Consider the following 14,001-nt stretch of genomic DNA (forward strand, 5'->3'; position numbering starts at 1 on the left):
CCCCGGCCGGGCAGGGCTCCCCGCTGCCGGCGCCGGCGCCCGCCCGGGCCGCCGCCCGCCGTACGCCGTCCCGGTCCGCCCAGGCCGCCCAGGCCGCCCAGGCCCCCGCCGCCTCGGGCGACGCGGCCGCGGCCGCCGCCGACCTGGTCCGCGACATCCGCCGCCAGATGGTCTCCACCCACGCGGTGGTGATGGAGACCCAGCGCATCCTGCAGGAGTCCGCGCTCAGCCGCGCGGAATCCCTGCTGGAGGGCGGTCCGGCCACCGCCGGGGGCGTCCCCCCGGTGAGCGCCGCGCCCGCCGTACCCGCCGCGCCCGCCCGGGCGGCGCTGCCCGCCGCGCCGTCCACGCCTCCCTCGCCCGCCGCGCCGGCCGCCCCGCCGCAGCCGTCCGCGCCGCGCGTCGTCGAGGCGAGTGCCGTCCTGCCGCCGGCCGCCCCCGCCCCCAAGGCCGACGGGGTGATCTGGGACGAGGCGGACCTGATGGAGTTCGCCGTCGGCAGCGTCGCCAAGGTGTTCGGCCCGGAGTTCGGCGTCATCGACGGCTACGCCCAGCGCGTCCGGCTGCCCGCCGAGCCGTACCACTTCGTCAGCCGGGTCACCGCCCTGTCCGGTACCACGCACGAGTTCAAGCCCGCGAAGATCACCACGGAGTACGACGTCCCCGAGGACGCCTGGTACGCCGTCGACGGGGGCGTGCCGCCGGCCGTCACCGTCGAGGCCGGCCAGTGCGACCTGCTGCTGGTCAGCTACCTGGGCATCGACTTCCGCAACAAGGGCGAGCGGGTCTACCGCCTCCTCGACAGCACGCTGGTCTTCCGCGGGAACCTGCCGCGCGTCGGCCAGACCCTCAAGTACGACATCTCCATCGACCGGTTCGTGCACAACGGCGACACCACGCTCTTCTTCTTCAGCTACAAGTGCTACGCCGACGGCGAGCTCATCCTGGAGCTGCACGACGCCTGCGCCGGCTTCTTCAGCGCCGCCGAGCTGGAGACCCCCATCGGCGTCGTCATGACCGACAAGGAGAAGGCCGAGCGGGCCGCCCTGCCCAAGGGGTACTTCAAGCCGCTCGCCTACACCGACAAGAACCACCTGACCGCCGAGGACCTGGAGCTGCTCGCCCAGGGCCGCCCCGGTGACGTGTTCGGCCCCGACCACGCCCAGGACCCGGGCATCAACCCGGCCCTGCGGCTGCCCGTCGAGAAGCTGCGCATGGTCGACGAGGTCACCATCGACCGCAAGGGCGGCCCCCGCGGCCTCGGCACGCTCAGCGCGGTGAAGAACCTCCAGCCCGACGCCTGGTACTTCGAGTGCCACTTCCCGGACGACCCGGTGCTCGCCGGCTCCCTCGTCGCCGAGGGCGCCGTCCAGCTCCTGCAGATCTACCTCCTGCACCAGGGCATGCACCTGACCCTCCCGGACGCCGCCTTCCAGTGCGTCACGGACACCCCGATCGAGGTCCAGGTCCGCGGCCAGATCACGCAGAAGCACACGCAGATCCGCTACGAGGTCGAGGTCATGGAGCTGACGCTCCTGCCGCGCGCCACGGTCATCGCGGACGTGCTGATCTACATAGGGGACCTGCCGGTCATCCGGATGAAGAACCTCGGCCTCCAGGTCCGCGAGAAGCCGGGCACCCCCTACCGCCCGGAGGCCGGCGGCATCCCGCAGTTCCTGGGCCGCCGCAACCGCAGCGGCGAGGCCGCCATGATCAACGAGATGCACCTGGCGCACGCCGCGAAGGGCGACCTGGACATCGCGATGGGCCCGGAGTTCGAGGTCTACCGCACGAGCCGGGCCCCGTACATCCCGAACGGCGCGTTCCAGTTCGTCGACCGCGTCATGTCCCTCAAGGGCACCCGCGGCGACCTGGGCCCCGGCTCGGAGATGGTGACCGAGTACGACTCCCCCGCCGACGCCTGGTACTACGAGGAGAACTCGTACCCGCACATGCCGAACGCCGTCTACATGGAGAGCTCCCTCCAGGCGGCGATCTTCCTCGGCTACTACCTCGGCGCCACCCTGAAGAACACCGACGAGCAGTACGCCATCCGCAACCTGGACGGCCGCGCCACCCTGGTCAAGGACATCGACCTGCGGGGCAAGACCATCCGCCACCACTCCAGGCTCCTGATGACCAGCGCCGTCACCGGCGCCGTCCTGCAGAACTTCTCCTACGAGCTGTCGGCCGACGGCGAGGTCTTCTACACGGGCGAGTCGCTGTTCGGCTACTTCAGCGACGCGGCCCTGGCCAACCAGGTGGGCCTGGACAACGGCAAGTACGTCGCCCCCTGGATCGAGACGAACGAGGTCGACCCGGCGAAGGTCCGCCGCATCGAGCTCCCGGAGGGCGCACCCGCCTTCACCGACCCGTCCGGCGGCCACCTGCACCTGCCCGGCGGCCGGTACGCGCTCGTCGACCGGGTGGACCTCGTCGAGGACGGCGGCCGGCACGGCCGCGGCTACCTGCACGGCCACCGGGCGATCCGCCCCGACGAGTGGTACTTCGACTGCCACTTCCACCGCGACCCCGTGATGCCCGGCTCGCTCGGCGTCGAGGCGATCCTCCAGGCGATGCGCCTGTACGTGATCGAGGAGAACCTCGCCGAGGGCTTCGAGCGGCCGCGCTTCGCGATGGCGACCGGGGTGGAGATGTCCTGGAAGTACCGCGGCCAGATCCTGCGCCACGACAAGGAGCTCTCCTTCGACGTGCACGTCAAGGAGGTGCGCCGCGAGGAGGGGCGCCTGCTGGTCATCGCCGACGCCGAGCTGTCGAAGCCGGGACTGCGCATCTACGAACTCACCGACGTGGCCATCGAGGTCCGTTCCACCGAGGCCTGACGGCCCGACAGCTGAGCCCAAGGAGCTTCGTTTCCCCATGGACACTCTCGAGACCCCTCTCCGGTGGTACGGAGAGCGCAACCCGAGCATCGACCCCGCCGGGATCTACCAGGTGCTGGCCGATCTGGACCACCCGTGTTTCATCACCGTCACCCGTGAGGGCATCGGCGCCGCCGCCGGCGGTTTCGCGACCGCCGACGGCGACGGCCTGCCCCTGCTGGCCGCCGCGCAGCCGCTCCCGCCGGAGCGGCTGGGCTCGGCCGCCTTCCGCGCCGCGCACGGGGTGAAGTACGCGTACATGGCGGGCGCCATGGCGGGCGGGATCGCCTCCGCCGACATGGTCGTCGCCCTCGCCCGGGAGGGGTTCCTGGCCTCCTTCGGCGCGGCCGGCCTGCTGCCCGAGCACATCGAGGCGGCGCTGGCCCGGTTCGCCGCGGAGATCCCCGGCCTGCCGTTCGCGGTGAACCTGATCCACAGCCCGAGCGAGGACCGGCTGGAGCGGGAGGCCGTCGAGCTGTTCCTGCGGCACGGGGTGCGCTGCGTGGAGGCGTCGGCGTACATGGACCTCACCCCGCACGTGGTGCGCTACCGGCTGGCGGGGCTGCGCCGGGACGAGGACGGCCGCGTCGCCGCCGACAACCGGCTGATCGCCAAGATCAGCCGGCCGGAGACCGCCGAGCGGTTCATGCGGCCGGCGCCGGCCGCGCTGGTCGCGGCCCTGCTGGAGCAGGGGCTGGTGACGGCGGAGCAGGCCGAGCTGGCCCGCCATCTGCCGCTGGCCGACGACATCACCGTCGAGGCCGACTCCGGCGGCCACACCGACCGCCGGCCGCTGCCCGCGCTGCTGCCGTCGATCCTGCGGCTGCGGGACAACGTCCAGCGCGAGTACCGGTACGCCGTCCCGATCCGGGTCGGCGCCGGCGGCGGCCTGGGCACCCCGGTCGCGGTCGCGGCCGCCTTCGCGATGGGCGCCGCGTACGCGGTGACCGGCTCGGTGAACCAGTCCTGCCTGGAGTCGGGCGCCTCCACCGCCGCCAAGGCGATGCTCGCGGAGGCGGGCATCGCGGACTGCGAGATGGCCCCGGCGGCCGACATGTTCGAGATGGGCGTGGACCTCCAGGTCCTGAAGAAGGGCACGTTCTTCCCGATGCGCGCCCGCCGCCTCTACGAGCTGTACCAGGCGTACGACGGGCTGGAGGACATCCCGGCCGCCGACCGGGCGAAGCTGGAGTCGCAGGTGTTCCGGCGGCCGCTGGAGGACGTCTGGCAGGAGTGCGTGCGCTACTTCACCCGGCGCGACCCCGAGCAGCTGGCCCGCGCGGCCGACAGCCCGAAGCGGAAGATGGCCCTGGTGTTCCGCTGGTACCTCGGCATGGCCTCGCGGTGGGCGGTCGTCGGCGACGCGGACCGGGCCATGGACTACCAGGTGTGGTGCGGGCCGGCCATGGGCAGCTTCAACGACTGGGTGACCGGCAGCTACCTCAAGACGCCCGGCAACCGCCGGGTCGCCGAGGTGGCCCACCACCTGATGCGGGGCGCAGCCTTCCACACCCGGCTGAACCAGCTGCGCAACGCGGGCGTGCACGTGCCGGCGTCCGCCGCGGACTACCGGCCGGTGCCGCTGGAGACCTCGGCGGGGATGCCGTGAGCGTGCGCGACGCGGAGGAGCTGGAGACGCTGCTGGGCGACCCGGCGGACGACGCGAATCCGTACGGGTTCGCGGCGGCCGTCGGCCGCGACGAGCGGGACGCGTTCCCGGCGGAGTTCTGCGCCGAGCTGGCGCGGGCCGGGTTCCACCTGAACTACCTGCCCAAGGAGTGGGGCGGCACGTTCGAGGCCTTCGACCGCAGCCTGACGCTGGTGCGGTCGGCGGCCCGCCGGGACGTCAACATCATGCCCGGCACGATGTTCAGCATCATCGCGGCGACCTGCCTGCAGCTGCACGGCAGCGTGGAGCAGCAGCAGCTCGCCGCGGAGGTCCTGCGGGGCGGCGGCGCGGTGGGCTTCGCGCTCACCGAGTCGGCGCACGGCAGCGACCTGCTGGCCAACGAGGTCGCGCTGAGCGCGGACGGCGTGCTGGACGGCGAGAAGTGGATGGTCGGGCTGGGCCTGCGGTGCGAGGCGGTGTACGTGGTCGCCCGCACCGGGGCCCGCGGTCCCGGCGCGTTCTCGGCGGTCCTGCTGGACCTGCGGGACGTGCCGGCGGGTCAGCTGGAGCGGCTGCCGGCGGCCGCGACGAACGGGATGCGCGGGATCGACCTGGCGCGCCTGCGGTTCACGGGCCTGCGGGTGCCGGACGGGGCGCGTGTCGGCCGGGAGGGCGAGGGCCTGGAGGCGGCCGTCAAGGCGCAGCAGGCGGTCCGCCTGATGAGCATGGCCGGCAGCCTGGGCATCGCGGACAGCGCCGTCCGCATCGCCCTGGACTTCGCGGCCGTGCGGAAGGTCGGCAGGGCGGTGCTGGCGTCGTCGCCGTGGCCGCGGCGCGAGCTGTCGGTCGCGGCGGCGGCGCTGCTCGCGGCGGACGTGTCGGCGCTGACGGCGGCCCGCGGCGTGCACGTGGTGCCGGAGGCGTTCTCGGTGTGGGCTCCGGCGGCCAAGCACGTGGTGGCGGAGTCCTGCGAGGAGCTGGTCCGGCGGGCGGGCGCGGTGCTGGCCACCCGCTCGGTGCTGCGCGAGGGCGAGGGCGGCGCGGGGCTGTTCCAGAAGCTCCAGCGGGACACTGCGGTGGTCCGGGTGATCGACGCGAGCACCCTGGCGAACCTGAAGTCGTACGCCGGCCAGGTGCCCACCCTCACCGAGGGCGGCGCCGCGGCGGCCGATCCGGGCGCGCTGTCCGCGCTGTTCGCCCTGGACGCCGCGCTGCCGGCGTACGAGCCGGGCCGGCTCGACATGTTCGCCCGGGGCGCCGACCCGGTCCTGGCAGCCCTGCCGGAGGCGGCGGCGGAGGTGTCGGCGGCTCTCGCGGCGGACGCGTCCGCGGCGCCGGTCGCGGCGCTGGTGGAGGAGCTGGCGGCCGCGGTGGCGGGTTTGGGCGGGCTGACCCGCGCGGCCCGCGGGCCGGGTGCCGAGCCGAACGCGCTGGTGGACGCGGCCGAGCGGTACGCGTGGCTGCACGCGGCGGGCTGCGCGGTCCACCTGTGGCGGGCCAACCGGGACCGCCCGCTGTACGGGACGGAGCCCGGCTCGGCGGGCTGGCTGGGCGCGGTCCTCGGCTATCTGCTGGCCCGCGCCGACGGCACCGACCCGCGGCGGCGGGGCGCGGTGCTGGAGCCGGCGCTCGACGCGGCGCTGGCACTGCGGGAGTCCGGCCTGCTGTTCACCGCGCTGCCGGTGCGGCTGGCCACGAACCGACGGGAAGAGTCCTGATGTCCAAGTCCGATCTGACCGCGCTGGCCGCGGAGCTCGAGGAGTACCTCGGCGACCCGCACGACCCGGACAGCCGGATGCCGTTCGCCGGGGTCCTGGAGTTCGACGAGAGCGGCGCCTACCCGGTGCACTACGTGAACCTGCTGCGCCGGTGGGGCGCGCACCTGCGGGGCCTGCCGGCCGAGCAGGGCGGCCTCGCGGGCAACGTGGAGACCGGGGTCAACCTGATGCGCCTGGTGGCGCGCCGCGACCCGTCGACCGCGGTCGGCACGGCGCTGAACAACCTCAGCTTCATGCCGGCGTGGATCACCGGCACGGAGGAGCAGAAGCGCGCGCTGATCGCGGACATGCGGCGGGGCAGCTCGATGTCCTGGGGCCTGTCGGAGCGGGTGCACGGCAGCGACCTGGTGGCGAACGAGGTGCGGGCCGAGCGGGTCGAGGGCGGCTGGCGGCTGTACGGCGAGAAGTGGCCGATCGGCAATGCGACGGTCGCAGACAAGATGGTCGTGTTCGCCCGCACCGGGGAGCGGCCGGGCCCGGCCGCGTACTCGCTGTTCGTGGTCGACAAGTGGCTGGCGGAGCCGGGCACGATCGAGGACACGCCGTTCGAGAACCTGTACGGGGTGCGGGCGCTGGACCTCAGCGGGGTCCGCTTCGACGGGACGTTCGTCCCGGACTCGGCGATGCTGGGGCGCCGCGGGGAGGGCCTGGAGATCGCCCTGAAGGCGAGCCAGACGGCCCGCGTGGTGCTGATGCACCTGGCGCTGGCCGCGGTGGACACGAGCCTGCGCCTGGCGATGGACTTCGCGGAGAGCCGGGTGCTGCTGGGCGACACCGTCGCGGACGTCCCGTACACGCGGCGGCAGCTGGCGGAGGCGTTCGCGGACCTGATGCTGGCGGACGCGGTGTTCCTGGGCGCGACGCGCAGCCTGCAGGCGGCGCCGGAGCAGGTCAGCGTGTGGTCGTCGGTGGTGAAGTACCTGGTGCCGACGAAGCTGCAGCGGACGCTGTCGCAGCTGACGGTGGTGCTGGGCGCGCGGACGTTCGTCCGCGACCACCCGCACTACGGCATGCACCAGAAGATGGTCCGCGACATCCTGATCACCGACATCGCCGACGGCAACACGGTGGTGAACCTGCGCAACCTGGGCCACCAGCTGGGCAGCCTGCTGGCGTCGGCGGCCGACCCGGATCCGGCGGCCGTGGCGGTGGCCGAGGAGCGTGCCGCGACGCTGTTCGGGATGGACGCGGAGCTGCCGCCGTACGCGCCGTGGAAGCAGGAGCTGTTCAGCCGGGGCGGCCTGGACGACGCGGTGCTGGCCGCGCCGGAGGGGATCCGCCGGCTGCGGGAGCTCGCGGAGCGGGCGGCGGGCACGGACCGGGAGCGGCTGCTGGCCGCGGCGGACACCGCGGAGGAGCTGGTGGGGCGCGCGGGCGCGCTGCACGGGCGGGCGCGGGAGCTGAAGGCGCGGCTGGGCCGGGCGTACGCGCAGTCGCCGGAGCTGTTCGACCTGGCCAAGGAGTACTGCCTGGTGCACGCGGCGGCGGCGGTCGTGCTGTCGTACGTTCACTCGCAGGGGGTACTCGAGGCCCCGCTCCCCAATCCCGCTCTACTGCTGCTCCAGTTGGAGCGCGTACGCAGGGAGTTGTACCCGCACGAAGCGGTCACGGACCAGTCCGTGGTCGACGACGTGATGCAGGTGCTGCGGCATCTGCACCGGGAGGACCGGCTGTTCTCGCTCTGGCAGTTCCCGCTCGCCAAGCGGACCTCCGACTCCTCCGCCGCCCGCATCTGACATCGCCGCAACGACTGTGAAGGACGTTTCCATGTCGCAGAATCCCACTCCCCGCGTCGCGATCGTCGGCGCCGGCGTCGCCGGGATCTCCGCTGCCTACCACCTGCGCGAGCACGCGCAAATCACCGTGTTCGAGCGGGAGGACCGGCTCGGCGGGCACGCCAACACCGTGGAGGTGGAGGACGACGGCCGCATCCTCGGCATCGACACCGCTTTCGTGGTCTTCAACCGGCCGGCCTACCCGAACCTGTTCGGCTTCTTCGAGGAGCTGGGCGTGGAGGCGGTGGAGCACCTGGGCGGCTTCAACTTCTTCGACCTGGACAGCGGGCTGGAGTACGGCACGCGGGAGCTGGACCTGTCGGAGGAGGAGGTCGTCGGCCGCTACTCGGAGGAGTTCGTCACGATCTGGCGGGAGGCGCGCCGCTTCCACGAGGAGGGCCGCCGCGACTTCCTGCGCAAGAAGGCGGACATCCCGCTGGGCGAGTACCTGGACCGGGGCGGCTACAGCGAGGCGTTCCGGTACTCGTACGTGATCCTGCTGTGCTCGGCGGTGTGGTCGGTGCCGGCGGAGCTGATCTGGGAGATCCCGGCCTCGACGGTGATCGCCTTCTACCTGGGGCACGACGAGGGCGGCCTCGGCGGCCGCAAGGTGGACTGGCGGACGGTCGGCGGCGGCTCGATCTCGTACGTGCGCAAGGCGATCGCCGCGATCGGCGGCGACCTGCGCGTGGCGGAGCCGGCGACGTCGATCCGGCAGGAGGCGGACGGCGTCACGGTGACGACGGCGAAGGGCAGCGAGACGTTCGACTACGTCGTCGTGGGCACCCACGCGGACGAGGCGCTGGCGCTGCTGGAGAACCCGTCGGCCCGCCAGAAGGAGGTGCTGGGGCCGGTGCGCTACAGCTCCTCGCGGGTGGTGCTGCACACCGACGCGTCGGTCATGCCGGCGACGAAGGAGCGCTGGGAGGCCTGGAACTACGGGCAGGTCGAGGCGGGCGGCGAGGCGAAGCAGTACGTGGCGTACTACATGAACAAGCTGCACGGCTTCACCGCGGAGAAGGACTACTTCGTGACGCTGGACTACCCGCTGGAGGTGGACCCGGAGACGGTGATCGCGGAGTTCCCGTACACGCACCCGATCATCGACATCAACGTCCGCAACCTCCAGGCGGACATATACAACGTCAACGAGGGGACGCGGCTGAAGCTGGCCGGCTCCTACTTCCACTCCCGGAAGCTGGGCTGGGACCAGATCGGCTCGCACGAGGCGGGCTTCTCCTCGGGCGCCGAGGCCGCGGCCCAGCTCCTGAAGGAGCTCAGGGAGCAGGCGCAGGGCTGACGCCGCCCGCGGGCGCGCCGGGAGCGTCCGGGCCCTCGGGCCCGGTGCCCCGGCGGACCGCGGACTGGTGCTCCTGGGCGAGCCGGCGCAGTGCCATCAGGGCCGGCTCCAGCAGGACCGTCAGCACCAGGGCCCGCTCGGCCATTTCGAGCGGGTCGCTGATCCCCTCGATCCCGTCGAGGTCGACGGCGGCGATCCGGGCGGCGAGCTCGCCGTAGGGGACGAGCCGCTTCCAGTCGTAGTCCGTGCCGAGCTCGGCGAGGGTGTCGAGGGTCCGGGCGACGACCGCCTTGCCGGAGGCCCCCTCGGAGACCTGCCAGCCGAGGGCGTCCATCAGGGCGTCGACCTCGGTCATGCGGGGGCTCTCCGCGGCCCCGGCCGCGTACCCGGTGTCCGCCGCGTCGGCGGTGGCGCCGAGGACGAGGCCGAGGACGCGGTGGGGGTCGCCCTCCCGCTCGTACACGCCGCCGAGGACCTCCTTGGCGGCGCCCACGCTCAGCCCTCGCACCCCGACCAGGGCCCTGACCAGGCGGAGGCGCCGTACGTGCGACTCGTCGTACTCGGCCTGGTTCGGGGCGGTGGCACGTCCGGGATGCAGCAGTCCCTCGCGGAGGTAGTACTTGATGGTGGTGATCGGCACCCCGCTGCGGCGGCTCAGCTCCGAGATACGCATCGCTCTTCCTTCTCCCGGCTCATTCCCACTCTAGGATCAGCTAGTGGACAGTGCCACTATCTATCATGGATACTGCCACTCACCAATACTGAAGGCGAGACCCACGGTGCCCAAACTCACCTGGAAGAGCAGCAAGCCGGTCCCCGCTGACACCCGGACCCACATCATGGCCTCCCGCTTCGAGGTCAAGTCGCTCGCCGACGTCCCCCGCTTCTTCGTCCGCGCCCTCGCAGCCTGGGCCCAGCTGAAGACGTCGCGCGGAGCAGTCGAGGCCTCCCTGATCGCCGAACCCCTCAAGCGCACGTTCTGGACGCTGTCCGCCTGGGAGAGCCGCGAGGCGATCCACGGCTACGCGCGGGCCGAACCGCACCGCGGCATCATGCGCGAACTGCGGTCCACGATGCGCACGTCCGTCTTCACCTTCTGGGAGCTGCCCGCCGGCGAACTCCCGCTGGACTGGGACGACGCGCGCGCCCGCCTCGCCGCGCAGCTGCGCGCGGACGCCGAGAACGCCTCCTGACGGCGCCCTCCGGGCGCGCCGCACCCCGCCCGGACCCCTCTTCTCCCGACCCGGGACACCCCCGCCCCGGGTCGGGGCCACTCCCTCGCACGACCGTCTTCCGTCCCCCGCCTTCGTACTGGAGACCCCCGGATGAGCACGAACCAGACCAAGACCCCGAGCACGGGCCCCGGCGGCCCGGGCGCCTTAGGAGCGGACGAGGGCGCGGGGCGCCGCCGCCCGGCCCTGTGGCTGCTGATCACCGCGACGAGCGTCCCGATGTTCATGGTCGCCCTGAACAACCTCGTCGTCTCCACCGCCCTGCCCACCCTGGCCAAGGACCTGAGCGCGGACACGCAGGACCTCCAGTGGTTCGTCAACGCGTACGTGCTGGCGTTCGCCTGCCTGCTCCTCACTGGCGCGGCCCTCGGCGACCGGTTCGGCCGGCGCAGGGTCTTCCTCCTGGGCATCGGCCTCTTCACCGCCGCCTCCGTCTACTGCGGCCTGTGCGACACCACCGCCGAGCTGATCGCCGGCCGCACCGCGCAGGGCGTGGGCGCGGCGGCGGTGATGCCGCTGTCGATGACCCTGCTGGCGCAGGCCGTACCGGCCAACCGGCGCAACCTCGCCCTCGGGCTGTGGTCGGCGTTCAGCGGCCTGGCCGTGGCCTTCGGACCGCTGGTCGGCGGCGCCGTCGTCGACGGCATCGACTGGCACTGGATCTTCTGGATCAACGTCCCCGTCTGCCTGATCGCGGTCCCGCTGGTGCTGAAGGTCCTGGACGAGAGCCGGCTGGCCGGCACCCGCCTCGACCTGTTCGGCATGGTCCTGGCCACCGGCGGGCTCGTCGCCCTGGTCTGGGGCATCGTCAACGGCTCCGAGGACGGCTGGACCGACCCCGCCATCATCGGCGCGTTCGCCGCCGGCGCGGTCCTGCTCGCCGGGTTCGTCGCCTGGGAGGCGCGGGCCGCGGAGCCGATGCTGCCGCTGTCGCTGTACCGGATCCGCTCGTTCGTCCTGTGCAACGCGGTCTCGGGGGCGATGTACTTCGGCGTCTTCGGGTCGATCTTCCTGCTCTCCCAGTACCTCCAGATCGCCCCGGTCCGCACCCCGCTGGAGGCGGGCGTGCTGACGCTCGCGTGGACCCTGATGCCGATGTTCATCGCGCCGCTGGCCGGCATCCTGACCGACCGCGTCGGCGGCGGCCGCCTGATGGCGCTCGGCCTCTTCCTCCAGGCGGTCGGCCTCGGCTGGATCGCCCTGGTGGCGACGGACGACACCCCGTACTCCCACCTCGTCGGCGGCATGGTCATCGGCGGTACCGGCATGGGCTTCGCCTTCGCCCCGACCGCGGCGGTCGTCCTCTCCTCGGTCTCCCAGAAGCTGTACGGCACGGCGTCGGGCGCGAACACCACGGCCCGCGAGGTCGGCGGCGCCCTCGGCATCGCCGTCCTGGCCACGGTGTTCGTCCGCAACGGCTCCGCGGCGAACGCCCAGCAGTTCGTCGACGGCATGAAGCCGGCGATCTGGGTCGGCGTGGCGGTCGTCCTCGTGGGCGCCGTGGCCGCCCTGGCGATCCCCCGCACGCCCGCAGCCCGCCCGGCGGCGGACCCGACCACGCCGGACGAGGCGACACCCCGGGCCCAGCCGGAGACGGTGACGGCGACGGCCTGACACCCCGCCACCCACCGCAGGGCCCGGCCGGTTGAACCGGCCGGGCCCTGCCACGTCCGGCGGCAGTGCGGACTTCCCCTCAGGCATCTACTTGCTAAAGTGGAAAGTAGATGCCGGGCGGCAAAGGGAAACCGTCCGGCGCGCAACGACGTACGGGGGACGCATGACGAACGAAACGGACGCGATCACAGCACTGAAAGGCATTGCCCGGATCGAGGCAGCAGCTCGGCCAGGCAAGGGCTGGTACGGCCGCTACCTGTGGCTGTTCGCCGCGTGGCAGCTCGTCCTCGTCCCCGCGGTACTGCTGTGGCGCGGCCCGGCGGCGCTCGCCGTCACGATGCCGGCCAACGTGCTGGCGGTCACCGCCCTCTCGGTGTTCGCCGTACGCCAGCCGGTGGTGCCGCGCGGCATGGGCCGCAGCCACCTGACGGTGATCGGCGCCTGGGCCGCGGCCTACTGCGCGAGCCTCGCGCTGGGCCTGACCGCGTTCACGGACAGCGTCCCCTTCGCGGCCGCGGCAGCCCTGGCCTGCGCCGCCCCGGCGGCGGTCGCCGCCCTCCGCGAATCGCGCCCGGCATGACGACCAAGCCGGCCCCGACGACGGGGCACCCCCGGCACGCCCTCGAACCCCTCCTCAACTCGGCGGTCCGCCTGTCGGTCGTCGCGGCGCTCGCGGGCGTCGACAAGGCCGAGTTCGCCTACGTCCGCGACCTCGTGGAGATCACGGACTCGGCGCTCTCGAAGCAGGCGACGCGCCTGGAGGAGGCGGGCTGGCTGGGCATCGAGAAGGGCCGGGCGGGCCGCCGCCCCCGCACCTGGCTCTACCTGACCGACGCCGGCCGCGCGGCCTACGCCCGCCACCTGACCGCCCTGCGAGCCATCGCGGGCCCCCTGCACTGACGCCGCGGAGGCGTCAGTCCTGCGGATTGCCGTTGGCGCCGAGCATGGCGCTCATGGCCCGATAGGCGTGCTCCCCCTGGGCGTTCCCGCGGTCGTGCACCCGCAGCAAGTACTGGTAGAGGGCAGCGACACAATGGTCCCGACTCGTATAGGCCGCGTCGTCCACCAACTCCAGGTCGGAATTCACCTCCCGCAGCGTCCCGTCGGGCTGCGTGTACAGCGGATGCCAGTGCAGTGTCACGTTGGGATTCATCGTCTGAATCGCCCGCAACTGCGGCACCTCCTGCAACAAGAGCACGCTCTCCGGTTCGTAGGCCCGCATGAAGACATGCACGGGCACGGTGGCCCGGCTCACGAACGCCTGGGACACCACGCGCCACATCGGCAACTTCAGGTCCCAGTCCGGCGTGATCACCAGCCTGTCGAGCACCCGCCCGAACCGGGTTTCCTCCAACGGCGTGTGCCCCCTCACCGCGGCATACCGACTGACCGCCTCGCCGCCGGACCACAGGGCCAGCGTGGGCGTGTCGATCTCCAGGTGGTTCCCCACGAGCTTCACCAGATCCGAGAACCACGTGTTCGACATGGCGTGGCCGCGCCGCTCCTGCACGTCCTGGATCTGCGCGGCCTCCGCGTTGACCTGCCCCTGCTCGGCGAGGCCGCCCAACACCAACTGCCAAGCGTCATCGACCACGTCATCGGCGACTCCGGCTTCCCTCATCATCGAGCAGAAGTCGCTCCACTCCGCGTGCGCGGTAGGCGCCATCGCGTACTCCCGCTCCCGCCCCGCCTCCGGCGGCTCGGCGGCACGCTGGATCCACCGGGTGACGGCCGCATTCCCCGCGGCCCGCTGCAAGGCGGCAATCCCGTGCAGCGGGCCGCGGGGAATGCGGCCGTCACCCGGTGGATCC

10 protein-coding genes and 1 pseudogene are annotated in these 14,001 nt (G+C 72.8%); 9 read left to right on the forward strand and 2 right to left on the reverse strand.

The genetic code is table 11. From position 1 onward, the window contains the following. The 5 genes and pseudogenes from EF903_RS16775 to EF903_RS16795 form a co-directional block, all read left to right on the forward strand. Positions 1-2,843 (forward strand): annotated as a pseudogene (locus tag EF903_RS16775) (hypothetical protein); the annotation flags it as partial. 37 nt (positions 2,844-2,880) lie between these two features. After that, positions 2,881-4,491, forward strand: coding sequence for a PfaD family polyunsaturated fatty acid/polyketide biosynthesis protein (locus EF903_RS16780; protein WP_125544042.1), 1,611 nt, complete (start codon positions 2,881-2,883; stop codon positions 4,489-4,491). Then, positions 4,488-6,209, forward strand: a complete 1,722-nt coding sequence (locus EF903_RS16785; RefSeq protein ID WP_125544043.1) for an acyl-CoA dehydrogenase family protein — start codon at positions 4,488-4,490, stop codon at positions 6,207-6,209. Before EF903_RS16780 ends, EF903_RS16785 begins: the two co-directional genes overlap by 4 nt. Continuing rightward, entirely contained in the window at positions 6,209-8,005 is a 1,797-nt protein-coding gene (locus EF903_RS35890; protein WP_125544044.1) for an acyl-CoA dehydrogenase family protein, read from the forward strand. Before EF903_RS16785 ends, EF903_RS35890 begins: the two co-directional genes overlap by 1 nt. Positions 8,006-8,036: 31 nt before the next feature. Further along, the gene (locus EF903_RS16795; RefSeq protein WP_125544045.1) at positions 8,037-9,344 is read left to right on the forward strand and encodes an NAD(P)/FAD-dependent oxidoreductase; all 1,308 of its coding nucleotides are present in this window, start codon (positions 8,037-8,039) and stop codon (positions 9,342-9,344) included. Here the strand turns inward: EF903_RS16795 and EF903_RS16800 are convergent. Then, positions 9,322-10,017, reverse strand: a complete 696-nt coding sequence (locus tag EF903_RS16800; RefSeq protein WP_125544046.1) for a MerR family transcriptional regulator — start codon at positions 10,015-10,017, stop codon at positions 9,322-9,324. The two genes, EF903_RS16795 and EF903_RS16800, sit on opposite strands and share 23 nt — an antisense overlap. Before the next feature lie 106 nt (positions 10,018-10,123). On the opposite strand from EF903_RS16800, the gene EF903_RS16805 reads away from it, so the two are divergent. The 4 genes from EF903_RS16805 (at position 10,124) to EF903_RS16820 (ending at position 13,090) form a co-directional block, all read left to right on the forward strand. Continuing rightward, entirely contained in the window at positions 10,124-10,537 is a 414-nt protein-coding gene (locus EF903_RS16805; protein WP_125544047.1) for a DUF3291 domain-containing protein, read from the forward strand. Between the two features lie 132 nt (positions 10,538-10,669). After that, positions 10,670-12,190 (forward strand): MFS transporter, encoded by a 1,521-nt coding sequence (locus EF903_RS16810; RefSeq protein WP_125544048.1) that lies wholly within the window; start codon positions 10,670-10,672, stop codon positions 12,188-12,190. Positions 12,191-12,353: 163 nt separating this feature from the next. Beyond that, entirely contained in the window at positions 12,354-12,770 is a 417-nt protein-coding gene (locus EF903_RS16815; RefSeq protein WP_125544049.1) for a hypothetical protein, read from the forward strand. Beyond that, positions 12,767-13,090, forward strand: coding sequence for a transcriptional regulator (locus EF903_RS16820; RefSeq protein WP_125544050.1), 324 nt, complete (start codon positions 12,767-12,769; stop codon positions 13,088-13,090). Before EF903_RS16815 ends, EF903_RS16820 begins: the two co-directional genes overlap by 4 nt. A 13-nt stretch (positions 13,091-13,103) precedes the next feature. On the opposite strand, the gene EF903_RS34105 is transcribed toward EF903_RS16820, so the two are convergent. Beyond that, positions 13,104-14,001 (reverse strand): hypothetical protein (locus EF903_RS34105; protein WP_221888745.1); only part of this gene is annotated, 898 nt, incomplete at its 5' end.

Origin of the sequence: Streptomyces sp. WAC05292 (assembly GCF_003949955.1) — a bacterium.
GTDB lineage: Bacteria > Actinomycetota > Actinomycetes > Streptomycetales > Streptomycetaceae > Streptomyces > Streptomyces globosus.